Raw genomic sequence first — 24691 nt, 5'->3', positions numbered from 1 at the left:
ATCCCCTGATCTCTTTTTATATATAAAAAATTATTGTTAGTCACTTTTGATGAAAAATCATGTTACATGTTACACGATAACGGAGAGTGCAAGGAAAACCTAGAGAAGTGTAACGTTCGCATTTATCACCGGATTTCATCTTTTGAAAAAGGTAAAAGGAAATCTGGGGATAACGGCGATCGACAGGTTGCCTTGTAATCGTAGTGGCAAGTGTAACGGTTCTGTTTTCGTGTTGTGACACAGCTTCTGCTTTCATGGAGTGGCACACATGTAATCCGGAATGAATTATACGCCGATCCCACCCGAAAAGCTATCCTCAATTTCTAGCATAAACAAGCAATTATCTCTTAATTACCTGTTTTTAACGGGCTTTTGTCACGTTTTCTTTGTCACGCATCACCTTAACAGCGAATTTCGGAAGCGCAAGCATCCGGCCAGCCCGGCTTGGTTCACGCAATAAGCGATAGAACCACTCCAGTCTTAACTTTTGGAACAGCATAGGCGCACGTTTGGTTTTACCCGAAATCACATCAAAACTGCCGCCGACGCCCATGGTAACGGGAACCTGTAGTGCGTCTTTGTGCTTGTGAATCCACGGTTCCTGTGTGTCGGCCCCACGTGCTACAAACAACAGATCAGGTGCCGCTTCACGTATGGCAGCGATGACCTGTTCATCCTCAGCCGGACCAAAATAACCGTCGCGATAACCCACAATTCGAATCGCCGGATATTGCTGTTGTAACCGAACTGCCGTTTCTTGAATCACCTCAGGGGTGGAACCTAACAGATATACGCCCCATCGATAGTTTTCTCCAACACGCAGCAATTCATGTAAAAGCTCAAATCCCGGCACTCGCTCAGCTACTGGATCTCCACAATAGTTCGCCGCCCATACAACTCCTGTTCCATCAGGAACAATTAATTCCGCAGATTGCATAACTTCCATGATTGCGGGATCTTCCAATGCGGCCATCACCATAATTGGGTTGGCTGTAATGACTTGATGGGGTGTCTGCTTGGACAGCACAGCTTCCTGGAGAACCTTTACCGTTTCTTTCATTGTCAGTTTGGAAAAAGGAATGCCGTAGATCGAAACGGTAGGTATTGATCCGGTCTGACTCATCTTTATCTCATCCTTTGCGGCCTAAATAGTTAATTATCTGCTGTGCAGGTACTCTGGCTTCCTGCTTCAGTTGAGTGATACCTTCTTCATGTTCCTTCAGCCACTGTGAACGTTGATCCAGCAGTCCAACGACAGTCTTGGCGAGTTTGTCGCCATCGAGTGTATCCGTATCGCCTGCTGGTTCACTGTCCAATCGAAGCAGAAATTGATCAATTTTCGGATCGTACGAAATGCCCACCGGAGGCACATACTGCGAAGCAGCATAGATCAGACTGTGCAGACGCATACCGATCACGAGATCACACTTGCTGACTTCCTCCAGCATAAGCTGAGGATCGGTCATATCCGGTGTAATGCTAATCTCACTGCCTTTACTGGTCACATCACCGAGCATTTCCATAAGGAATCGTGAAGCCTGTTCATCAACTGGCAAATGGAATGGCAGAAAGCGCAAGTGCACGGCTCTTTTGGAGCACAACTTTTTCAATCCAGCAGCAATAGCAGTAAGCTCTTTACGATCAGACTCCCAGAAGCGTACCGATATACCGATCACAGGAAGCTTGGTGTGTGCTCCAGATGTTGTTTCCACGCGATTAGCTTGAGTAGCAGCATCGGCTGAGATAGCACCTGCACCACTCTCAACTTTTGTTTCAGGTAATGGCAGGCCCATTACCGGGTCGGGTACAACATGAATCTGATTCCACTGTAGCCCGAGCCCACGCAGGTAGTCTGCAGATTGTTCATCCCGAACGGATACATAGGTGCAGGCCTTGAAGACCGATTTGATCATCGGATTAAAAATCTTACGATTCACAGGGCCAATCCCCTGAGCATAGATAAACGTTGGTTTTTTCATCCACTGGGCCAGCTTGATTACACCCAGATAATAAGGAATGGATTTCAGTCCAGTTGCATCCTGCAACAGACTTCCGCCGCCACTGATTAACCCGTCACTCTCCTTGAGTGCTTCACGGACTTCCTTCAATTTCATACGATGCACGGAGCGCACACCGTACATGGCCGTTGTTGACTCGGGATCACCCGAGAGAACAATAGGTTCAATGGTTATGTTCGACCTTTGGCTTTCCTCTTCCAGCGCTGTCAAAATCGACTTTAGCACCGCTTCGTCTCCGCTATTGCGGAATCCGTAATACCCCGAGATGACTAACTTTTGAGAAGTGGTGACCATTTTTTCCAACATCCTTCCGCTACTTGCCACACACCCACAGCAATGATACCGAAGATTAAGCCAAGTCCCAATCCCATCACTCCACGAATGAGTGACAATACAGCCGGCGTATGGATATGCGCGAACGTATCCACCATGGACAATTGTCCAATTGCTGCAATAATGAGCACAAAGATGACTTTACGATATTTTAAAGCGGCGAACACGCCAACGATAAACAGCGGGTGTCCCAGCATAAATTCTTTGAATCTCGGACGTACACCGAACGTATCTTCCAACGTGGTACGAAGGAACATCTCAAATGGTGTTACTGAACCCGAGTTGCCTGTACGGCTCAAGTAATAGTATCCAACAACGGCAGCAACAAGTGCCAAAACAACCATCAAAACATTAATTGGCATACGAAGCATTTCTTTAATTTTCTGAATAGAGAATGAACCCGAACCACGATAAAACACAATATAGATCGCTACCAGTGCCATAGGTGCAAAGTGCAATAGACTTACGCCGCGGAACTGGTTAATCACCAGACTGTACGTAATACTGTTAAGCAACGCGATGACAAAAGGTACTGCCAGGAACGAAATAATTGACGTTCTTACATATAAAATTACAGTCTGCTTCAAACGCTGACCCGCAGATGCGTCGGGTTGACGCTGTTGCTGATAGTTCACGGTACGAACAGCCAGCACCATCGCTATGGTCGGCGCCGCTATGGCCACAAGCAAGGCAATTCCTTGCTCCAGCAGCGTTGGTTTCAAAAGGAACAATCCTGCACTGCCCACCAGAGCAACTACAAATGCGATCAAGGTCAGCAGTGGGATGAAATAAGAAACCATAAGTGCAATCATGGCAATCGCACCAACGAGAGCAACCAGTTTGGCATAACGCTGAATCGACGAATCCTTAACTGTGAATGCTTCAGCTTGTCCTAGCTCGAATCCGTGCTTCGCCATACGTTCTACCGCATGACCAGGTTCACCCAGGCTGTTGATCAGATTCTCAATTGGATCTGTAATCATAGCCTTTGCTGTATTCCGGCTTGGCGATGCATTCATATAGAGCATACGAATGTTGCGATCCTTGGTTGCGAGAACAAAACGGTCAGCAATCGTGTCCACATCCAGATTGGCATCTCCATCACTAAGTGAGTATAGACGCGTAACGTTGTAATCCGTTTTATAAGCAAGGGTCTGGAATCCAGACTGCGGTTTCTTCAAGTTCTCGATGGCTGCTAGACCAATATTGTGCTTGTTCAGCAACTGTGCAAATTGGTCGAGACTTTTCATCTCTGCATTATCATTGTACCCTTTCACAGCATCACCATCAAACAAGATGCGCTTTACGCCATTCTCTTCGAAGAAGGTAAGCAAGCGCTCCATCGATTCCTGGCTGTATGGCACACTGTCCGAGATCCGCGGCAAAATGTAAAAACCTTTATCACGCAGCATCTTCACGGCAACCGGATCGGGCTGCAAAGGCTGCATGTTGGCATTCTCCGGAGGAGTCTGCAATATTAAGCCGCTACGACCTTCATATTCCCATGGTACTACCGGAATCTGCCGATCAGCGAACGTTCGTTCAATAATAGGGGTATACGTCAGTGCATTTTCCTCCGATGTAAATAACACATACGTGTAATTTGCGTTAGAAGGAATCACATCTTTGGTCAGGTTCGCGAGATCCTGGCCATTGTACACCATCAGTCGGCGTGTCTTTCTCAGCTCGTCCAATGTACTTTCGAACACAGCCATCGTTGTTACGCCTGCGTCTTTTAGACGAGTCAATTGTTCATTCATGAAATCTTGCGGATGTGCCTGATACGCGGAGATATCCAACAGACCCCGATAGTTGAAGACAAGCTCTACCTTTTTGGCAGAAGATTCTGTCTGCACCCGATCACTGATGACAGGGATGGACGCAACCAGACCGATAATAACGACGAGCCACAACCACTTCCGAGAAGCGTTATTCCAATAAAGCCATTTTTGACGCACTACATGTACCTCCTCAAGTGTTGGAACCAAATGCACGTTCAGCTCAAGTAATTCGTTCATTTAACATTTATACAATAGGTTACAAACAGCTTGTGTCAACAAGCCCTGTTATATGCCATATAGATTGAACTAAAGCAATAATTACACTTGCCACTTCGATGACAGAACAACCTTCCGATCGCTGTTATCCCCAGATTTTTTGATTCACTTTTAATAAAGGTGAAAATCTGGTGATAAAGGCGAACGTTCCACTTCTTCAGGTTATTTCTGCCCTCTACGTTCTCGTGTAACTGTTCAGTTCAATTTATATAGATCCATCTGTATATTATTTCAAAGAAAAACCCCTCCGCCAACCAACCTTACGGTGCGGAGAGGCCTTCTCATGTTCTTGCTCATTGTTGCATTCGTATTATTGTGCGTCTACACGTGACATCACGGTAGTCACAAGACGCTCGATCCGGCTTTCCGCATCTTCCAAGTTCTCTCCACGTACGGCGAAGTATACTTTGATCTTTGGCTCTGTTCCTGAAGGGCGCAAGCAGAACCATGATCCGTCTGCCAAAATGAACTTCAGTACGTTCTCCTTCGGAAGACCGTCCAGACCAAGGGAGTAGTCCAGTACATCTTGTACCGCAATTCCCGCTACTTCTTGTGGTGGATTCGAACGCCAGTCCGTCATTTTGGCTTGAATCTGAGCTACGCCGTCTTTGCCTTTCAGCGTACGGGACTCCAGCTTCTCCAGGAAATATCCGAATTGGTTGTACAACTCCTGCAAGACATCATAGAGGGTCTTGCCTTGACTCTTATAATACGCAGCTGCTTCAGCAATCAGCATCGAGGCAAGGACAGCATCCTTGTCACGGGCATAGTTGCCTGAAAGGTAGCCATAACTCTCTTCATATCCGAACAAGAAGGTATGACTGCCTGTTGCTTCGAACTGGTTCATTTTTTCACCAATATATTTGAAGCCTGTCAGTGTGTTCATCACTTCTGCACCGTAATGTTCAGCAATAACAGCACCCATCTCACTTGTTACGATCGTTTTGACAACTGCACCGTTGCTTGGCAGCGTTCCAGTCTCTTGGAGGCGACTGAGCAGGTAATGTACCATAATGGCACCAGACTGGTTACCAGACAAGACGAAATATTTGCCATCGTTGTCTTTCACGACAGCACCCATACGGTCTGCATCCGGATCTGTACCGATCAGAATGTCAGCGCCCACGGATTCTCCCAGCTTCATCGCAAGCGTAAACGCTTCGCGTTCTTCCGGGTTAGGAGATTTCACGGTAGAGAACTCAGCATCCGGCTGTTCCTGTTCCGCTACAATGTGCACTTGCTCGAATCCGATCTGCTCCAGCACACGACGTACAGGGATGTTGCCTGTTCCGTGCAGAGGTGTGTATACGATTTTGAAATCACGGCCAATGCCGGATTGAATCAGTTCACGGCTCAGACTGCGACTTGCTACGGTATCCACGAACGCTTGGTCTTGGTCTTCACCCAGCCAGATCAGGAGGCCTTGAGCTTCTGCTTCTTCTTGGGTCAGTTTCTTCACGTCGGCAAGGGAAGGCACTTCCTGGATGTACTGAATGACTTTTTCCGCTTCATCCGGTACCAATTGACCGCCCTCATGATTGTACACTTTATATCCGTTGTATTCCGGTGGGTTATGACTCGCTGTTACAACGATTCCGCCAGTTGCCTTCTGATGACGCACCGCGAATGACAACTCAGGAGTTGAACGCAGGGATGGGAACAGCTTGGCTACAATGCCGTTTCCAGCCAGTACAAGCGCAGCATCCAGTGTGAATTCAGGTGAGAAATGACGGGAATCATGAGCTATGACAACAGAAGGTTTGCCTTCTTGGTCACCATGCTGCTCAAGCAAATAACGCGCAAATCCTTGCGTTGCCCGACCTACGGTGTAACGGTTCATCCGGTTGCTTCCCGCACCAATGACCCCGCGCAATCCCCCTGTACCAAACTCCAGGTTTCTGTAAAAACGTTCCTCCAACTCTTTCGGCTGATCCTGCAAGTCACGAAGCTCCTGTTTCGTTGCTTCATCAATCGAAGCATCCTCCAACCATTGCTGCAACGTCTCTGCTGCTGCTGTGCTTAACTGTTCCATTCCGATAAACCCCTTCCGTCTATATAAATTCAGGTGTGCTGAGTTACTTCAGCATATTGCATCATTCGGTCCCTCTACGTCCCTGCATGATGTAAATGCTCACGTATGGTAATCAGCTTGGGTCAGACAGTGCAAACATAATCTCGCCTTCAGCGACTACTTTGTCGTCCACACGGGCGGTTGCTTTACCTTTACCAATCGAACCCTTCAGGCGTGTAATCTCCACTTCCAGGATCAACGTATCTCCAGGCACAACTTGTCCACGGAATCGGAAGTTGTCCAGTCCCGCCAAAAAGCCGATTTTGCCTTTGTTCGCTTCCAGGTTCAACATAGCCGCAGCACCAACCTGAGCCAATGCTTCGGTGATCAAAACACCCGGCATTACCGGATACTCAGGGAAATGACCGATAAAGAATGGTTCATTAATCGTTACATTTTTCAAACCAACCGCACGTTTGCCATCTTCCATCTCCAAAATTCTGTCCACCAGCAGAAACGGCGGGCGGTGCGGGATGATCTCTTGAATCTGTTTGATATCGAGCACAGTGTAATCTCCTCTCGGGATGTTTATATGAGCGTTCTTCATCATAAAATTCTCATGTGCGCATAGATGACCGTTACGGTTACGGATCGTTCTTTCGATCGCTGTTGTTTCCTAATGTTTCTGAACTATATCTCAGATGGATAACATTAGGAAACAAAGGCGAACGCTTCGCTTCTTTCGAACGATTCCGTTCCCTCCACTTACTTCGGTGCGGACACGGAAAACCTTTATGATCAAATCGAAGCTCATATAAAATGTTTTAATTTAAATTGTTGTATGGAAAGCATATTTTCGGTTAACACTAGTTATATCCTTCATGACTGCAGTAGTGAAGGTTAAGATAAGGGGTCTCTCTTCGCGATGACAAATGTCTTTCGCAGGGGAGGCCTCTTTTGTGACGTCAAACGTCATCCATCATTATACTGTTTTCAACGTCAAAAAGAAAACTCCTGCCTGCGCAGGAGTTTTCGCTTAACTCGTTACATTATGGAGCGAACACCAGATTATATACATGTTCCCATGTACTCCATTGCCATACGGAACCGATATCCTGTTTGCCCAGTACCACATATCCAGCTACCATTCCGCCAGCGAGGGCAAGAACAAGCAGGACCGGAACCAGGAACCATCTAGCGATGCGCCATCCACTCTTCTTCTTGACTTCCTTTTTCTCTGGCTTACTGTTCTGCTGCTGTGTTTCTGTCATCACATTCACCTTTTACGCTCTCATATTGTTGGCAAGACCCAACATGGAATCACTTGAAGTTAGCGCCTTGGCCGCCAGTTGATATGTCCGCTGTCCTTGCATAAGCAGAGTCATCTCCTGTGTCATATCCACATTGGATTGCTCCAGAAATCCTGGACGGATTAAGGCAGCTGCTTGACTTGTAGCTGCATTCGCGCCAAATACATCATCCTCGGTTAATCCCGCATCCAGGCCGAACAGGTTATCCGCATATTGTACCAGACCTTCAGGGCGTTCAATGTCTACCACTTGTAGTTGTGCCCCAATGGTGGCGTTTGCCTCATTACCACGTCGGATTAACAAGTTGCCATTTTCATCAAAAGCAACCTTGCTATTATTCGGTGCCGTAATACGATTGCCTTGACGATCCAGGGCAAAGTGACCTTCGCCATTAACCATCACCATCATATCTGGTGAATTCGGAGTAGGCTTCGGTCTTGTATCCGGTACAAAATGAAATGCACCCTGACGTGTCCACATTTTCTCCCCATTCGCTTCAACCGCAAACATCGCATTTCCCTCAATAGCCAGGTCGGTCGGAAGACCTGTCTCGTTCAAGGGGCCTTGAGACATATCCTTCGTCACATCCGCCAAACGAGCACCAAAACCGAGGTTATATCCCATCGGTGTGGAGCGTCCATCCAGTTTGTACTTGTCCGGTTGTTGTTGCACCCGGGTCAGCACATCCTCGAAGGCCGCTTGCTTGCTCTTATAGCCTGCCGTATTCACGTTGGCAATATTATCGGCAATGACATCCAGTCGTTGCTGTATGGCAGTCATGGAAACCTTGGCACTAATCATGGAATTGTTCATTGGTGGTTACCCTCCCGCTGCGCGGTTATATTTAAACGTCGGCGTTATACACGCCCGACTTCATTGACGGCTTTATCCAAACTGCGGTCGTAAAATTGTACGACCTTCTGGTTCGCTTCATACGCACGGTATGCCGCGTTCATATCAACCGTTGCCTGTGAGGCATCGACATTCGAGCCTTCCAGGTATCCCTGACGGATCTGCACATTATCACCGGCAGCCATCATCCGGGCAGTTGCCCCATTTTGATCACTCAAACTGAAATTGCCATCACCTTGACGAACCAGTTGATTCGGCTGGTCAATGACACTGATGCCAAGAGTAACCCCTGTCGGTTCACCCGTTGCTGCATCCATCAATCGGCCTTGCTCATCCACTTTAAATTGCTCTACGGAACCTGTCAACACAACAGGTTGTCCGTTATTATCCAACACTTGTGAACCTGTTGAACTCAGCAATTGTCCCGTTCCTGTAATCTCGAAGTGACCATCACGTGTATATCTGGTGTTACCATCTGCATCCTGAACTGTAAAATACGCCTGAGGCTGGTAAGTCACCGTACCATCGGCCCGTACAAATTTGCCTGACGCGTCAAACGGGACAGGTTGTCCAGTCTGCGGATCATTGACCGTCATATTGGATGAAATGGAAAAATCATTTTTCTGCCCAGTCTCCATAATGGTCCCCTGCAAATTCATGGACAAACTCTCTTCCGCGAACACCCCCGTGTTCAGCTTGCCCAGCCGCTTTGTCGGGAGATTTGCATCTCCGCCTACCAAGGTAATGAGCATTTCCGGGAAGGAACGGCTTACGCTGTTCACTTGTTTGTATCCCGTGGTGTTCATATTTACGATATTCTGTGTTGCTGTGTCATGGCGGCGTTGTTGCGTAATCATTCCCGCAGTAGCGGTGTACAGACCTCTTAACATGAATTAACCCCTCTCCTCAAGCGCTTGACCTGCTTTGCAGGTTGGCTGCTTGTCCGTTCTGCTTTCCGAGCATGGCGAACCTTTGCTTTTTATATCGGCAGATTAGAACTTTTTCTTAACCACCTGATCCAAATTATTAAGCATAATGCCTGTCCCCTTCACGACACAGTGCATTGGATCTTCCGCAACCCATACCGGTACATGCAATTCATTGGACAAAAGCTCGTCCAGTCCGTTCAGCAATGCACCTCCACCAGTCAATACAACACCACGGTCGATAATGTCCGCTGACAATTCAGGCGGTGTACGCTCCAATACCGACTTCGCTGCCACGATAATGGATTGTACGGAATCCCAAAGCGCTTCCTGTACTTCATTTCCCGATACCGTTACGGTAACAGGCAGACCGGATACCATATCACGTCCGCGAATGTCCATCTCCGTTTGACGTCCACCCGGATGTACGGAACCAATCGCAATTTTGATATCTTCAGCGGTCCGTTCACCAATCATAAGCTTGTACTTGGCTTTGATAAACTTGATAATAGCTTCGTCGAACTTGTCCCCTGCGACTTTAATAGAAGAGGCGGTGACCACGTCGCCCATAGACAGGACTGCAACGTCAGTCGTACCGCCGCCGATATCCACGACCATATTGCCGCTCGGCTGAAAAATATCCATTCCCGCACCGATCGCTGCCGCTTTCGGCTCTTCTTCCAGAAACACTTCTTTGGCACCACTGCGTTCTGCCGCCTCGCGGATGGCCTTCTGTTCCACAGAAGTAATGTTCGTTGGTGCACAGATCAAAATTCGAGGGTGGCTGTACCAGCTTCTTGCACCCACACGATTAATGAAATGTCTGAGCATCGCTTCCGTAATCTCGAAGTCCGCAATAACGCCGTCACGCAGCGGTCTAATGGCAACAATGTTACCTGGAGTACGCCCCACCATACGACGCGCTTCTTCCCCAACAGCAAGGACACGCTTCGTATCTCTTTCAATGGTCACGACGGAAGGTTCATCGAGGACAACCCCACTTCCTTTCACGTGAATAAGCACGTTGGCCGTGCCAAGATCAATACCGATATCCTTGCTAAACATAAAAGAGCCCCCAAAGTGATATTATTTGGTCAGCGTATCCTGTGAAAAAGAGTCCCTTATCACGTCACCGCTCGTTCGACAAAGTGCAACATATATATGTAAAAATCGGGCTGATAAGATGTCATAATTCGATCCTGTACCAGCTTTTAACATATCATACTTCAGGGGAGGGATTCAATGCATGTGTGAGCTTTTTGGCCTACGTCTTTGTGAAGATGCTTACGATTTGGCGGAAGCCAACACCTCACGTTTCTTGCCACTCGTTTTTTTGTATTTAATTTTGGTCGCTTCACCGCCCCGCAAATGGCGGATTGACTTGTGATACTCCAAAATGTGTTTCACCTGGTCAGCAAGATCAGGGTTGATTTCCGGCAGACGCTCCGTCAGATCCTTATGCACAGTACTCTTTGACACGCCGAATTCTTTGGCTATGGTACGGACCGTATTCCTCGTCTCAACAATGCAGCGACCAATTTTGATGGTCCGTTCCTTGATGTAATCGTGCACGCTCCCGCCTCCCTACTGTGTGGATAGTTTGGTACATTATATGAGGAGCATGCCTATATATTCGCGGTTTAGAGGTGTGACAAGCTTCGAAGGTCCCATTATTTTCTGAAAAGCACAAAAAGAGCAGAGGTTAACCCCCTCTGCCCATCATGTTGCTGCGGTAAAAATCATTTATTTTTCCGGAAGATATCCTTGCGGGTTAACCGGCTGTCCGTCTTCGTACACTTCAAAGTGAAGGTGGTTGCCAAGTGTTTTACCCAATTCATTGACTCCAGCTGATGCAATTGCATCTCCCTGTTTCACTTCATCGTCCTGTTTCACTTTGACGTCTGCCAGGCTTTGGTATACCGTTTTCAGGTTATCGCTGTGTGTGATTTCCACAACTTGACCTGTGAGCGGGTTTTGCTCAACCCGGGTAACTTTACCGGCAAGTGCTGCTTTGACTTCAAACGTTTTGTTATCCCCACGTGCCAGATCCACACCCGTGTTCGGGATGAATGTATCATTGTACTGCACCATTGCCGCTTCATGTTCCTCGGTTGAAGCTTCGCTGTCATAGAAAGGTTTCACTACCGAAATTTCGGACGGTACCGCTACCGGCCATACAAAATTCTCCGACTTTGCAACAACTTCCACACTTTCTTCTTCGCCTACTGCTGTTCCTTCTGTACCCGCCGATGCGCCTGTTTCTACTACCCCGCTAGCAGGGTCCGAGTTCAGCGTTTTGTCGCCTGTGCCCTGATAGACCCACACTAAGGTTAGTATAATGCCTGCTGCTGCGATGTAGGCTGCCGGGAAGACCCAGCGTTTGGACATTGCTCTTTTCCATGAAGAGGGCTGACTAGCCGGTACTCCTTGTGTTGTTTTAGGAGTTTCTTCTTGGCCTGTTTTTTTGTTTTGTTCATTCATATTGATCACCTCAGTAACAAGTGTTACCGGGTGCAACTCTTTTATACACGCGCGACTCTAATTATTTTCACGGAGGTTTCAGAGAGTGCTATATATGTGAGGGGTGAGTGTTAGTTGGTGCGCCGCTTCGGGGCCAGAAAACCTTTCGACCGGCTGTTATCCCCGGATTTCCTGATTATTTCTCCCAATGGAGAAATCCGGTGATAAAGGCGGACGCTTTGCTTCTACAGGTCTTTTCTGTCTCCTGCGCTCCCCATACGGCTAGCACTCTCGGCATATATAGCCAAATCTCGAAAGCTCCGGAATCGGTGGCTGGTAGAGAAGACTGGATTGCTGGTTTGGCTGTGATGGTCAATCCTTCTATGAAGTAAGTTTATCGGCAGAGAGCGAAATGATATAGGTTGTGACTGAGATACCACGCGTCTGAGATTCGTTAGCGTATCCATTCGAAATTAATTCGCCATCCATGTTCATCTCTCCTACTTCGATGCAAGCATCTTGGATGCCTGTCCGAATGAGATGCCTGTATAGTAGTGTTTGAGAATCTGGGTGGCCGTGTGTCCCTCCTGCGCCATGCCATTTGCTCCCCATTGACTCATGCCAACCCCATGCCCGTATCCATACGTTGTAATCTGGACCTCGTCACCTGTGGTTTTCCAACTGAACTGGCTGGATCTTAATCCGAGCAGCTTGCGAACCTCTGGGCCGCTGAATGTTTCACCTGCGATTTGCATTTCCTTAATTCGATGTCCTTTGGTTGTAGACAATACTTCCATCCACGATCCACTCTTCTGGGTGGCAACCGGAATGGCATCCAGGTTCAGTTTCTTCAGAATTTCGTTACGCTTCATGGTTACGGTCTGCTTGTAGCCTGGTGCCAGGTTTTTGTCCCACGGACTGTCTACACTTTGCAGATAAGGTACAGCGTTCCCCCATACATCCTCCGCATTCTCGGTATACCCATTACTTGTGGAAAAAAAGGATGCAGTGATCGCCTTGCCCTGATAGGTCATCACCGTATCTCGACTTTCGCGTACAGCCTGTTGCAGCTTCTCCCATTCCTTCGCCTTCCCTAGACGAGTCCAATCCGCTTTCACCTGATCTGGCGGAATAAACACCTGATGGCTGACCGTATCCGTCACATCCGCCGCACCTGATGGAACACCGCTTGTATCACTAGCAGCAAGTCTTCGCACGATAAATGTGCGAGCTGCTATCGCCTGCGCCTTTAGTGCCTCCAACCTGAATGCCGCCGGCATCTCGGCTGCCACCACCCCGGTAACATAGTCTTCCAGTGGCAGATTCATCGTTGTCCCTGTTGCAGACAGGTATACACGCACTTGGGGTTCAGGGTAGGTAACAGGAACGGCTGGCGCAGGAGCTGGGGTTCTTCTACTGCTGGCATCTGTTGGAGCAGGGATCGGCTTTGGTGATTCGCTTGTCCGCGGCCATACCAGAATTACTGGTATCAGCAGTGCCATTGCCAATAAAGCAGATACAGCGGCTGCAGGTTGCCATCGCGTCGTATAGTGTCCCCATCGGGGTTTTCGTCCAAATGTGCGCATTCGGCGACGCTTCACGCGACGGAAATGGTCCAGCTCAACAACAGGTATATGAATATGATCGGTTGCCTGCCGCTTCGGCTCATCTGTCGACACCCGTTCGGAAGTTGATAATTTTGCAGGCTGTGATGGAACAGTCCTCAGGTTTAATGGGGCAGGCTTGTCTCTTTCCACTCCAGAAACGGTATTCTCCTCCGCTTCTTGCATACCTGGACGTGGGACAAGGGGTACCTTTACCTGTACACGAGCTTCTTTCATTCGACTATAACCCTCCGTTATCTATGGCCGGTCATGTGCCGGTCGTGTTGTTCAAATCCATAGTTTAGGTTATGAGCTAGCTCGATCTGATAGAACTTGATTTAAGAGAAACGAGTCCCTTTTCATCCCGTTTCCCTTCCTGTTTTCTTTTGCTATACACATCTTAGAAATGTTGATCTGTCGCCAAATCCAGGTGTTTACCGCGATATCAAATCCTTTAAAAAAGACGCTCTTTCATTTTGTTCAGAATGGGTGCAGAATACAATGTTATGTTATATAAATTAGGACCAGCTATTAATAGAATCAGGTATCAAATGACTCTTCATCTTCTTGAAAGTAAATACAAAAAAAGCCAAGCCGGATGGCTTAGCTTTATCATTTTTTACAATATACGTTCCATCGCATTCATAATCCACACAATCGTGTGACTCATCATAGGGGGACCATATTTTTTCTATTCAATCCAGTGTTAAGCCAGAGTTGGTTGCACCTTAAACATCGGTACTTCTTTCTCCACTTTTTCACTAGGGGCTTTGATTGCTTCCAGCTTAGGCTCATCAACCGAGATCCGATAGATGTCAGCACCAAGTCCGTTCAGCTTCTCAGCGAGATGTACATAGCCACGGTCGATGTGATGAACACCGCCCACTTCCGTTGTACCTTCAGCAACAAGACCTGCAATAATGAGTGCGGCACCCGCACGCAAATCGGTAGCTGTTACTTTGGCACCCTTCAGTTTGGCATTACCTGTGATGATGGACGAACGTCCTTCAACTTTGATCTCCGCATTCATCAATTGGAACTCATCCACATGCATGAATCGGTTTTCAAAAACAGTCTCTGTCACAACACTTGTTCCTTCAGATGCAAGCAAGAGTGCCATCATCTGGGATTGCATATCTGTCGGGAATCCTGGGTATGGTAATGTTTTCACATCCACAGCCTTAAGAGGACGATCTGCGATTACACGCACGCCATTCTCATCCGGTTGGATGGTTACACCCATCTCTTCAAGCTTCGCGATAACGGAGCCTAAATGATCAGAGATTGCACCTTCAATGTACACGTCACCACCAGAAATTGCAGCAGCAGCCATATACGTACCAGCCTCTACCCGATCCGGAATAACCGTGTGTGTAACGCCTGACAGTTTCTCCACACCTTCAATGCGGATCACTCCAGTACCGGCACCACGTACAATGGCACCCATTCCATTCAGGAAGTTGGCAAGATCCACAATTTCTGGCTCTTTCGCCGCGTTCTCCAGAACAGTTACGCCTTCGGCTAATGTTGCAGCCATCATAATATTTTGAGTGGCACCTACGGAAGCCACATCCAGATAAATTTTCGCGCCACGCAACCGTCCTTGGCTACGAGCTTCGATATAACCTTGGCCCAAGCTGATCTCTGCGCCCATGGCTTCAAAACCTTTCAAATGCTGATCAATAGGCCGTGTACCGATGGCACATCCACCAGGAAGTGAGATTCTTGTATGACCCATTCGAGTCAACAATGGCCCCATGACCAGGAAAGACGCCCGCATTTTACTAACCCATTCATACGGGGCTTCACAGGAAGTAAGTTTCTCCGCATTTACGGTAATCACTTCGTCCCGGTATGTAACTCCCGCTCCCAGCGATTCCAACACCTTGTTAATCGTCATCACATCGTCTAGAGGAGGCGCGTCAATAATAACGCTTTGTCCTTCTTCCCCTAAGAGAGAGGCAGCGATGATCGGAAGAACAGAATTTTTAGCGCCGCTAACTTTGACACTTCCGGTCAACCTTTTGCCACCGCGGACGATTAATTTGCTCATCATGGTTCCCTCCGCGCTTTTATTCCCTTTTCTTCATTCCGGAATACGTAAGCCCCACTGTGGTAGAAAGGACTGTTGCTGTGTGTGGAATTTCGACATATTCTGGCATATTGCCACAGATGTCTGTTCAGAAAAGAATTGGTTTTTATAATCCATATCAATAATACCATGTGCCGTGCATCTTGCTATTCAGCATGTAAAATCAGTGTCTTACAAGCCAGCAGAGCATCAGAACAGACAGAGTGGGATGGTTATTAGCCGGCATGAACCGGATATCCCGTTTATAACTACAAAATAAGTGAACAATTGTGAATTCCCTAACTTCCATCATAACATTGTTGAATTGTACGATACAAGCATTTTTACATAAAACATCTCAAATTCATCCAATTTTACGTCACATTTTTTTCTTAATTTCTTTACCGACAACTCATACTCTAATTGTTAACACAATTAATCGATGTTATTCGACAATGAGCTCCTTCAAGATCCTAACAGATGATTAACCAACCATCTCAACATTAAAACAAATTACGCAACATTTGAGTCCAGGACAAGTAGTCAATGACAAAGCCAGCAACGGCATGCCCCAAAATAATGGCGAGCAACAAATGTAACAATCTTCCCTGAGCACCTCGTGGTTGTCTAATGATTAAATCCAGTTTGAGATTTGTCAAAGCCCACCAAGACAACGCAATACATAAAAGGGAGACGATGATTGAGACCAAGCCATTGGTGCTCAACGCCTGGTTCACCTGATTCGTCAGATCAGTATCCATATATTCTTTACCTCCACATTTGTTGCAGCGATCAGCATATCATATGCCCGGCACCCATAACTTGTTAGTATACTGGAATGTCTTAAGCATAACATACTGAGCGTACTGTCAGATTTACTCCTGCCAGGCAGGAATCTCCTGATGCCCATTAGGCGAGCAGCAACAATCAGGCTGTGCATGACTATGGAATCTACTACGCAGCTTCCTGCTTCTGCTGACTCTATGGAATATAGGCTCTTTCATCATACATTGTCAATTACATTGATTTCCACTTCTCAAATATTTTAATTTTAAAATGCCGGGATTTTGTGACTAAAACGACATAAAAGAGCGCTATTTCGATATCGATTCTGTCATTTCCTCGGAAATAATTTTAATTATCTCATGAAAAAAATGGTTCTCTTAGTGGTAAATACGTCCACTACTTTAGTCCTACATTCTATTCAAATCCTCATCATCTGTGAATATTTTGCTTAAAATATTTCTGTTTACTGAAGGGATATGATGGAATTTCCGCTCAGGCAATTTGATATATTCGATAAAACAATTCTATCAAACAAACTCAAAAAAGCCCGGCAGATTAAGCCGCCGGGCTTCCAAGAATCATTTATTTGCCAAATACATTAATCCGGTTAACCGCTTTTTGCAGCGCAATCTCTGCACGACGGTGATCAAAGTGGTCCTGATTACTTTGGCTTGCAAGCCGACGTTCTGCCCGCTCTTTCGCCGCACGCGCACGATCCACATCAATGTTTTCCGGGAATTCAGCACTCTCTGCGAGTACAACAACCTTATCCTTACGTACTTCGATAAACCCGCCACCGATAGCAACTTGTTTATTTTCTTTTCCGTTACGAATGTAGATTGGTGCAATCTGCAAAGGTGTAACCATAGGAATATGACCAGGCAGAATGCCCAGTTCCCCTTCAATACCACGAGCTGTAATGCTATCCACTTGTTCTGAATATACCAGACGCTCGGGTGTTACAATTTCCAACAAAAAGGTGCTCAATTCCATCCCTCCTGAAACTATCCGAAGGATAGCCCACATAAGGACAATCCTGGATTCAGACTAAACCAGTGTTTTGGCTTTCTCCACTGCCTCTTCAATTGTACCAACAAAGAGGAAAGCTGCTTCCGGAAGATCATCATACTTACCTTCGAGAATCTCTTTAAAGCTGCGCACCGTTTCTTTAACCGGTACGTATTTACCTGGAATACCGTTAAATGCTTCAGCAACGTGGAAAGGCTGGGACAAGAAACGTTGGATTTTACGAGCACGGTATACAAGTGCTCTGTCTTCCTCACTCAACTCGTCCATACCCAGGATTGCAATGATATCTTGCAATTCATTGTAACGTGCCAAGATACGTTTAACGCCTTGAGCTACGCTGTAGTGTTCTTCACCTACAACTTCAGGGGACAAGATCCGGGAGCTGGATGCCAGCGGATCTACCGCAGGGTAGATACCCATCTCGGAAATTTTACGCTCCAGGTTCGTCGTTGCATCCAAGTGGGCAAACGTCGTTGCAGGAGCCGGGTCAGTGTAGTCATCCGCAGGCACGTAGATGGCCTGAATGGATGTTACAGAACCTTTTTTCGTTGAAGTGATACGTTCTTGCAATTGACCCATTTCTGTTGCCAGCGTAGGTTGGTAACCTACAGCGGAAGGCATACGTCCAAGCAAGGCAGATACTTCTGAACCCGCTTGGGTGAAACGGAAGATATTATCGATAAAGAGCAACACGTCACGGCCTTCTTCATCACGGAAGTATTCCGCCATCGTCAGACCTGTGAGAGCTACACGAAGACGTGCGCCTGGAGGCTCGTTCATTTGTCCGAAGACCATTGCTGTTTTGTTGATAACGCCGGAATCACTCATCTCGTGATACAAGTCATTACCTTCACGTGTACGCTCACCAACACCCGCGAATACGGAGATACCACCGTGTTCTTGTGCGATGTTGTTGATCAATTCCTGAATGGTTACCGTCTTACCTACACCGGCACCACCGAAGAGACCGATTTTACCACCTTTAGCGTAAGGAGCAAGCAAGTCGATAACTTTGATTCCTGTCTCCAGCATTTCTGCTTGGGTAGTCAGTTCATCAAATGCAGGTGCTGAACGGTGAATCGGGTTCTTGTGCTCAGCAGCTACGGCACCGCCAGTATCAATTGCTTCGCCGAGTACGTTAAATACACGACCCAGTGTTGCTTCTCCGACGGGTACAGAGATTGGTGCTCCTGTATCTAAAGCTTCCATACCACGAACAAGTCCATCCGTGGAGGACATCGCAATACAACGTACTCGGTTGTCACCCAGATGTTTCGAAGCTTCGAGTGTAAGGTTTACACTAACGCCGCTCTCACTTACTGTAGTGATCGTAATGGCATTGAGGATTTCCGGCAGACCGCCGCGATCAAACTCGACGTCAACAACCGGACCCATGATGCTCACAACGCGTCCTTTGTTCATCTTAACGTTCCCCTCCTACAAGCCTGCTACTTTTGCAAAAATAATGTACCGTTCGTTTATCTTTGCTCTGCAAGCCTTCATTAATAAAAAAACGGTTAGCCTTGTGCTGCGTTGGCACCTGCCACAATTTCCGTAATCTCCTGCGTAATCGCCGCTTGACGGGCACGGTTGTATGTCAATGACAAGTCGTTAATGAGTTTCGATGCATTTTTGGTTGCATTACCCATTGCCGTCATTTTCGCGCCCAGCTCACTTGCCTTACCGTTCAGAAGTGCACCATAGATCAGCGTTTCCGCGTAACGCGGAAGCAAAACCTCCAGTACAGCCTCAGCAGACGGCTCGTATTCGTAGCTTGCCGTTGGTCCTTCCGCAGCAGTTACCTCAGGTGTTTCCATCGGGAGAAGTTTTTCTACCGTAGGAATCTGGGTCAACGCATTCACAAAGCGGTTATAACAAATGTACAATTCATCAAATTCAGCCAGTTCAAACCCATGAACAGCTTCGTGTGCGATGGATTTGATGTCTGCAAATGAAGGCGAATCCGACAGATCCGTTGTTGTGGATGCCATCGCCATTTCACGACGTCTGAAGTAATCGCGTCCTTTACGTCCAATGACGAACAATTCGTAGTCATCCTGGGAGTTGTGGCGCTCTTTGAGCGTCTGATTAACCTGACGCAAAACGTTCGCATTGTATCCACCTGCAAGACCACGGTCCGATGTAATGATCAGGTAAGCTGTCTTTTTGACCGGACGGCTCTCCAGCATCGGATGCTGTATGCCTTGCGTGCTTGATGCAATACTCGCTACAACTTCTTTCAGTTTCTCCGAATAAGGACGGGCCGCTTCCGCTTTTTCCTGCGCTTTACGCAGTTTTGCAGCAGCTACCATCTCCATTGCTTTGGTGATCTGCTTGGTGCTTTGTACGCTTTTAATTTGCCGCTTAATTTCGCGCATGCCTTTTGCCATGATTTCACCACCTTAAAGTTTTGACAAAGTCAAAACTACATCGTAAGCACAACCCTACTTTGGCAGAGCCAAAGTTACTTCGTAAGCAATAACATAGTTTTGACAAAGTCAAAACTACATCGTAAGCATCATCTTTTTTTGACAGAGTCAAAGTATTACATGCAGACATGCGGAATCGGTTAAACAACTCCGCACCTGCAATCATTTATTTAGACAGAGACAGCAAAGCTCTTTCTGAACTTCTCAATTGCACCTTTCAGTGCATTTTCGTTGTCTGCAGTCAATTCTTTAGTATCACGGATGGATGCAAGAATCTCCGGATGGCTGCTCTCCATGAACGCGAGGAATTCACGCTCGAAACGAGTAACATCACCTGTTGGAATCTCATCCAGGAATCCTTTAACCGCAGTGTACAAGCTGACAACCTGTTGTTCTACAGGCAGCGGCTGGTTAACACCTTGCTTCAGGATTTCCATCATCCGTGCACCACGATTCAGGCGGGCCTGAGTCGCTTTATCCAGATCGGAACCGAACTGGGAGAACGCTTGAAGCTCACGATATTGAGCGAGGTCGAGACGCAGGGAACCTGCAACCTTTTTCATCGCTTTGATCTGAGCAGAACCACCGACACGAGATACGGAAATACCTACGTTGATCGCCGGGCGTTGTCCAGCATTGAACAAGTCAGCTTCCAAGAAGATTTGTCCGTCCGTGATGGAGATTACGTTCGTTGGAATGTATGCTGATACGTCGGAAGCTTGTGTTTCAATGAACGGAAGTGCGGTTAAAGAACCACCACCCAGTTCATCATTCAGCTTCGCAGCACGCTCCAGCAAACGGGAGTGCAGATAGAAGACGTCACCCGGATAAGCCTCACGGCCTGGTGGACGACGAAGCAACAAGGAGAGCTCACGGTATGCAGAGGCTTGTTTGGTCAAGTCATCATAGATGACCAGAACGTGCTCGCCTTTGTACATGAAGTACTCACCCATCGAACAACCGGAATACGGTGCGATGTACAAGAGTGGTGATGGATCAGAAGCTGCTGCAGTTACAACAATGGTGTACTCCATTGCGCCTTTACGACGAAGAGTTTCCACAACTTGAGCAACTGTAGACTGTTTCTGACCAATAGCCACATAGATACACTTCATGCCGCTACCTTTTTGGTTCAGAATCGCATCAATCGCGATGGATGTTTTACCTGTTTGACGGTCACCGATGATCAACTCACGTTGTCCACGACCGATTGGAACCATGGCATCAATGGCTTTGATCCCTGTTTGCATCGGCTCATGAACCGATTTACGATCCATTACACCTGGTGCTTTACCTTCAACCGGACGGAATTCCGTTGTAGCGATTGGCCCTTTGCCATCTACAGGAATACCGAGCGGGTTCACAACGCGTCCAATCAATGCTTCGCCTACAGGCACTTGCATGATTTGACCTGTACGTTTCACTTGGTCACCTTCACGAATATCGTAGTAAGGTCCCAGGATAACGACACCGACATTGCTTTCTTCCACGTTCATGGCGAGTCCCATAACACCGCTTGGGAATTCAACCAACTCGTTGGACATGACGTTCTCAAGTCCATAAACACGAGCGATACCATCACCAACCTCGATTACCGTTCCGACTTCGACTACATCGATATCGGTCTTGTATTGTTCGATTTGGCTCTTAATTAATGTACTGATTTCTTCTGGTTTGATACTCAAGTGTCCTCACCCCAATCTACTGTACTCGTCTGTTAAAAGACTGCTCAAGACGTTCGAGCTTGCCAGCCAAGCTGCCGTCATAGATCGTATCGCCAATGGCGACTTTCAATCCGCCCAGCAGAGTCGGATCAACAATGTTCTCGATACGAATCTTTTTATTCACACGGCCACCGAATTCACGGGCTACCGCTTCTTTTTCTTCATCATTCAACGCATAAGTCGAGTAGACACGTGCATCAGCGATGCCCAGCGACTCTCCCTGGATCTTCCGATAATCATTCAGCAAGTCTCCCAGCAATTCAACGCGTCCGCGCTCAATCAACAACAAGACTGTACGAAGGACTACATCGGATACCTTGCCATCAAGACTTGAGTGAATCACGTTCTGTTTGGCTTCATCAGAAATATTAGGGGATACGATAAATTTCTCGATATCTGCATCTCCGGTCAATGCACTGACTACTGCAACCAGTTCCTGTTCAACCTCAAGCACCTGCTGTTGCTGAAGAGCAACTTCGAACAATGCTTTCGCATAACGCTTGGCAACAATCGTATCGCGGCTCATTGTCGGCCTCCTACCTCATTGAGGTATTGGTTCACAAGCTCTTCTTGTGCAGGACCGTTCTCAACTTCTTTTTTGATCAACTTGGATGCAATCTGAACGGAAGCTGTACCCAGTTCGCTGCGAAGTGCTGCGACTGCTTTGTTCTTCTCGCTCTCGATTTCGCGTACTGCATCGTCTTTGAGACGATTAGCTTCAGCTTTTGCATCAGCCAAAATCGATTCAGCTTGTTTACCACCCGTTTGTTTGGATTGTTCAATGATGTCGTAAGCATCTTGACGCGCTTGCTCAAGAGCTTGTTTTTGTTCCTCCACATAGGCAATGGCCTGTTCCCGAGTCTGTGCAGCCTCATTCATCTGCGTCATCACGAGTTCACGACGTTTTTCCATAATGGAGAACAAAGGCCCGAAGGCATAACGGCTAAGCAGCCAGTATAAAATTGCAAATGCAACAATCGCAAGAAGCGTATTTTCCCATATGAAACTCAATCTGTTCACTCCTTCCTGGAGGTATCCTTAAAACGTCATCCGTTCGAACGGACATTACCTAAAAAGAAGGCGCGGATGGCTATGGCCTTCCCCGCCAAACCTTTAAAATTAAATTAAGCCATACCGTAGAACATGAACGCGAGTACCACACCGATGATCGGCAATACCTCGATCAAACCTACACCGATAAACATTGTTGTTTGAAGAGTGGATTTTGCTTCCGGTTGACGGGCAATACCTTCCACCGTTTTGCTGATTACCATACCGTTACCAATACCTGCGCCAAACGCGCCCAGTCCTGCAACAATTGCTGCTGCGATTAATGCCATTGCTCCCATTTGTATATCCTCCTTAAAATGATAAATCGAATTTTTTATTGTTCAGCCTGGTGAAGAAATCTTCGTAGGGCTTGAAACTTAATGCTCGTCGTGCGTCTCGATGCTCTGTGAAATGTACACCATCATCAAGATAACAAACACAAATGCCTGGATCGCGCCGATAAAGATACTGAAGCCTTGCCACACCATCAATAGCGGGATTGCTGCGATAGCACCAAACACTTTGAATGTGGTCAGTTTCAGGATCGTTGCAATCAGTACCTCACCCGCGAAGATATTCGCGAATAGACGCATACCGTGTGTCAACAGCTTGGATGCCGTCTCAATCAAGTTGATTGGCAAGAACAAGGCGAATGGCTTGAGGTAATGCTGGAGATACCCTTTTGTGTTGCGGAACAATCCCAGTCCATGAGATACAAGGAACGCTACGAGAGCAAGTCCCATCGTTACAGACAAGTCGGCTGTCGGTGATTTCCACCAGGCCAGTTCAACGTGTGGATGTGCTTCAGGGTCCTTGGCATGCGCTTCTTCAAACGCCTCCACCGCTGTAACAATCGGCTTACCGAATACCTGTGCCTGATTAACATCCGTTACTTCAGATACAGCTACGAGCGGAAGACCGAGCATGTTCCCTACAAAAATGAACATAATCATGGAAAGAGCGAGAGAGATAAAATGTTTACCTTTCTTCATATCCATTGTACTGGAAATCAGATTGCGGACGAATTCTACTGCCCACTCCATAAAATTTTGCAGCTTGCCGGGATTTTCAACGGATAATCTCCGTGTTGCCAGTACAGCAAAAATAAAAACAATTGCACCTGTAACGACCAGCATCAACAGAACCGATAGATCCAGTCGAAATCCGCCAAGCATAATAATTGGAGCTTCATGCATATTTTTCTCACCCCTTTCTCGACTTGAAAGCTGCAGCCCTTAACATCATTCTGCTCTGCGGGAATGGACAATCCCTATAATCAGTAAGGAAAATTGTGCAATGACGAGACCGCCTGCAACCGCATATGTATTGAAGTACTGCGGAAAGCGCATCGATATGAAGATACCGAGCACAGCGAGTGCCGCTCTTGTCAAAAATCCCAGGTTCACACGCTTCAAGTTACCTTCTGCCGCATCATCAGACATTTTCCTTACTTTGTAGCCCAAGTAAAATGCATTGATCCAGCTAATTCCTGTACCCAGGGCCAGTCCCAAAGCAATTGTCTCCACACGTGGCATAAAGGCCGCTGCGAGAAAACAAATCATAAGAAAGTACATGATGAAAACAGTCATCGATCTGCGGTATCTGGTTAGTTCACTCATCACTTTCCCCCATGAATTTTTTCGCGATAAAGTAGATGCTTACACCGCCTGCCGCAAGAAAAAAGAGAACGCTTACGGCGATCCATATTCCGTTACCTCCGATGGTCTTGTCCAACCAGGAGCCAGCGTAATATCCGGCAACAGCGAGAATGGCAATCTCGATCCCAAAAGCTGTCACGAGCCCCATCGCTTTCCATACATTATCGTCATGGTTACGGGATGAATTTGGTTTGTTCGAATCGGCCATTTTCCACGCCACCCTTGCAATCCCAGTTAATTTTACTGAATGATGAGAGCCTTTGTCAATTGAATGATTTTAGCGTTTTAAAGGGGGAAACGACGGGAATACAGACCCTCAAAGCCCATAAACCCGCGTAAACCGTACAGTTTAACTGTATGCTATGCCCTTTAT

24 protein-coding genes are annotated in these 24691 nt (G+C 47.1%); all 24 read right to left on the bottom strand.

Features of this window, described 5'->3' with window-relative positions; all coding sequences use genetic code 11:
* Positions 1-361 precede the first annotated feature (361 nt).
* The gene (locus ACE3K2_RS20405; RefSeq protein ID WP_421894280.1) at positions 362-1123 is read right to left on the bottom strand and encodes a WecB/TagA/CpsF family glycosyltransferase; all 762 of its coding nucleotides are present in this window, start codon (positions 1121-1123) and stop codon (positions 362-364) included.
* A 7-nt stretch (positions 1124-1130) separates the two neighbouring features.
* Positions 1131-2312, bottom strand: a complete 1182-nt coding sequence (gene csaB / locus ACE3K2_RS20400; RefSeq protein ID WP_421894277.1) for a polysaccharide pyruvyl transferase CsaB — start codon at positions 2310-2312, stop codon at positions 1131-1133.
* Positions 2288-4309: a DUF5693 family protein gene (locus tag ACE3K2_RS20395; RefSeq protein WP_421894274.1), complete on the bottom strand. Its 2022-nt coding sequence runs from the start codon at positions 4307-4309 to the stop codon at positions 2288-2290. The genes csaB and ACE3K2_RS20395 overlap by 25 nt, the downstream gene beginning before the upstream one ends.
* A gap of 409 nt (positions 4310-4718) precedes the next feature.
* Positions 4719-6440 carry a phospho-sugar mutase gene (locus ACE3K2_RS20390; RefSeq protein ID WP_091036315.1) on the bottom strand — a complete coding sequence of 574 codons (1722 nt, stop codon included), beginning with the start codon at positions 6438-6440 and terminating at the stop codon, positions 4719-4721.
* Positions 6441-6552: 112 nt separating this feature from the next.
* Positions 6553-6984 carry a 3-hydroxyacyl-ACP dehydratase FabZ gene (fabZ, locus tag ACE3K2_RS20385; RefSeq protein WP_105406857.1) on the bottom strand — a complete coding sequence of 144 codons (432 nt, stop codon included), beginning with the start codon at positions 6982-6984 and terminating at the stop codon, positions 6553-6555.
* Positions 6985-7468: 484 nt separating this feature from the next.
* On the bottom strand, positions 7469-7690 hold the full coding sequence (locus ACE3K2_RS20380; protein WP_047840694.1) for a DNA-directed RNA polymerase subunit beta: 222 nt from the start codon (positions 7688-7690) through the stop codon (positions 7469-7471).
* Between the two features lie 12 nt (positions 7691-7702).
* Entirely contained in the window at positions 7703-8542 is an 840-nt protein-coding gene (locus ACE3K2_RS20375) for a flagellar hook-basal body protein (RefSeq protein WP_421894268.1), read from the bottom strand.
* Between the two features lie 44 nt (positions 8543-8586).
* Positions 8587-9471, bottom strand: a complete 885-nt coding sequence (locus ACE3K2_RS20370; RefSeq protein WP_421894264.1) for a flagellar hook-basal body protein — start codon at positions 9469-9471, stop codon at positions 8587-8589.
* A 102-nt stretch (positions 9472-9573) separates the two neighbouring features.
* Positions 9574-10572: a rod shape-determining protein gene (locus ACE3K2_RS20365; protein ID WP_253441322.1), complete on the bottom strand. Its 999-nt coding sequence runs from the start codon at positions 10570-10572 to the stop codon at positions 9574-9576.
* Between the two features lie 219 nt (positions 10573-10791).
* Positions 10792-11079: a sporulation transcriptional regulator SpoIIID gene (spoIIID, locus tag ACE3K2_RS20360; RefSeq protein WP_024632710.1), complete on the bottom strand. Its 288-nt coding sequence runs from the start codon at positions 11077-11079 to the stop codon at positions 10792-10794.
* Positions 11080-11250: 171 nt separating this feature from the next.
* Positions 11251-11988: a peptidoglycan DD-metalloendopeptidase family protein gene (locus tag ACE3K2_RS20355; RefSeq protein ID WP_421894259.1), complete on the bottom strand. Its 738-nt coding sequence runs from the start codon at positions 11986-11988 to the stop codon at positions 11251-11253.
* A 479-nt stretch (positions 11989-12467) separates the two neighbouring features.
* Positions 12468-13808 (bottom strand): stage II sporulation protein D, encoded by a 1341-nt coding sequence (gene spoIID / locus ACE3K2_RS20350; RefSeq protein ID WP_421894256.1) that lies wholly within the window; start codon positions 13806-13808, stop codon positions 12468-12470.
* Positions 13809-14277: 469 nt separating this feature from the next.
* Complete coding sequence (gene murA / locus ACE3K2_RS20345; protein ID WP_421894330.1) at positions 14278-15624, bottom strand: UDP-N-acetylglucosamine 1-carboxyvinyltransferase; 1347 nt, start codon at positions 15622-15624, stop codon at positions 14278-14280.
* Positions 15625-16145: 521 nt separating this feature from the next.
* Positions 16146-16403 (bottom strand): DUF1146 family protein, encoded by a 258-nt coding sequence (locus ACE3K2_RS20340; protein ID WP_017691941.1) that lies wholly within the window; start codon positions 16401-16403, stop codon positions 16146-16148.
* Between the two features lie 607 nt (positions 16404-17010).
* Complete coding sequence (locus ACE3K2_RS20335) at positions 17011-17415, bottom strand: F0F1 ATP synthase subunit epsilon (RefSeq protein ID WP_062836965.1); 405 nt, start codon at positions 17413-17415, stop codon at positions 17011-17013.
* A 60-nt stretch (positions 17416-17475) separates the two neighbouring features.
* Positions 17476-18879, bottom strand: a complete 1404-nt coding sequence (gene atpD / locus ACE3K2_RS20330; RefSeq protein ID WP_047840699.1) for a F0F1 ATP synthase subunit beta — start codon at positions 18877-18879, stop codon at positions 17476-17478.
* Positions 18880-18974: 95 nt separating this feature from the next.
* Positions 18975-19847 (bottom strand): ATP synthase F1 subunit gamma, encoded by an 873-nt coding sequence (atpG, locus tag ACE3K2_RS20325; protein ID WP_076209796.1) that lies wholly within the window; start codon positions 19845-19847, stop codon positions 18975-18977.
* Positions 19848-20056: 209 nt separating this feature from the next.
* The gene (atpA, locus tag ACE3K2_RS20320) at positions 20057-21571 is read right to left on the bottom strand and encodes a F0F1 ATP synthase subunit alpha (protein ID WP_047840700.1); all 1515 of its coding nucleotides are present in this window, start codon (positions 21569-21571) and stop codon (positions 20057-20059) included.
* A 16-nt stretch (positions 21572-21587) separates the two neighbouring features.
* Positions 21588-22136 carry a F0F1 ATP synthase subunit delta gene (locus ACE3K2_RS20315; protein WP_421894250.1) on the bottom strand — a complete coding sequence of 183 codons (549 nt, stop codon included), beginning with the start codon at positions 22134-22136 and terminating at the stop codon, positions 21588-21590.
* Positions 22133-22621 carry a F0F1 ATP synthase subunit B gene (gene atpF, locus ACE3K2_RS20310; protein ID WP_036612568.1) on the bottom strand — a complete coding sequence of 163 codons (489 nt, stop codon included), beginning with the start codon at positions 22619-22621 and terminating at the stop codon, positions 22133-22135. Before atpF ends, ACE3K2_RS20315 begins: the two co-directional genes overlap by 4 nt.
* 113 nt (positions 22622-22734) lie before the next feature.
* Complete coding sequence (gene atpE / locus ACE3K2_RS20305; protein WP_017691934.1) at positions 22735-22959, bottom strand: F0F1 ATP synthase subunit C; 225 nt, start codon at positions 22957-22959, stop codon at positions 22735-22737.
* A 78-nt stretch (positions 22960-23037) separates the two neighbouring features.
* Positions 23038-23856: a F0F1 ATP synthase subunit A gene (gene atpB, locus ACE3K2_RS20300; protein WP_124116536.1), complete on the bottom strand. Its 819-nt coding sequence runs from the start codon at positions 23854-23856 to the stop codon at positions 23038-23040.
* Between the two features lie 45 nt (positions 23857-23901).
* Positions 23902-24279, bottom strand: a complete 378-nt coding sequence (locus ACE3K2_RS20295; protein ID WP_062836961.1) for an ATP synthase subunit I — start codon at positions 24277-24279, stop codon at positions 23902-23904.
* A complete protein-coding gene (locus ACE3K2_RS20290; RefSeq protein WP_024632723.1) occupies positions 24272-24526 on the bottom strand; it encodes an AtpZ/AtpI family protein in 255 nt (84 codons plus the stop codon). The genes ACE3K2_RS20295 and ACE3K2_RS20290 overlap by 8 nt, the downstream gene beginning before the upstream one ends.
* Between the last annotated feature and the right edge of the window lie 165 nt (positions 24527-24691).

Source organism: Paenibacillus sp., from assembly GCF_048976745.1.
Lineage (GTDB): Bacteria > Bacillota > Bacilli > Paenibacillales > Paenibacillaceae > Paenibacillus.
The sequence above is the reverse complement of the archived record's forward strand: the minus strand, read 5'-3'. Positions and strand labels throughout refer to the sequence as shown.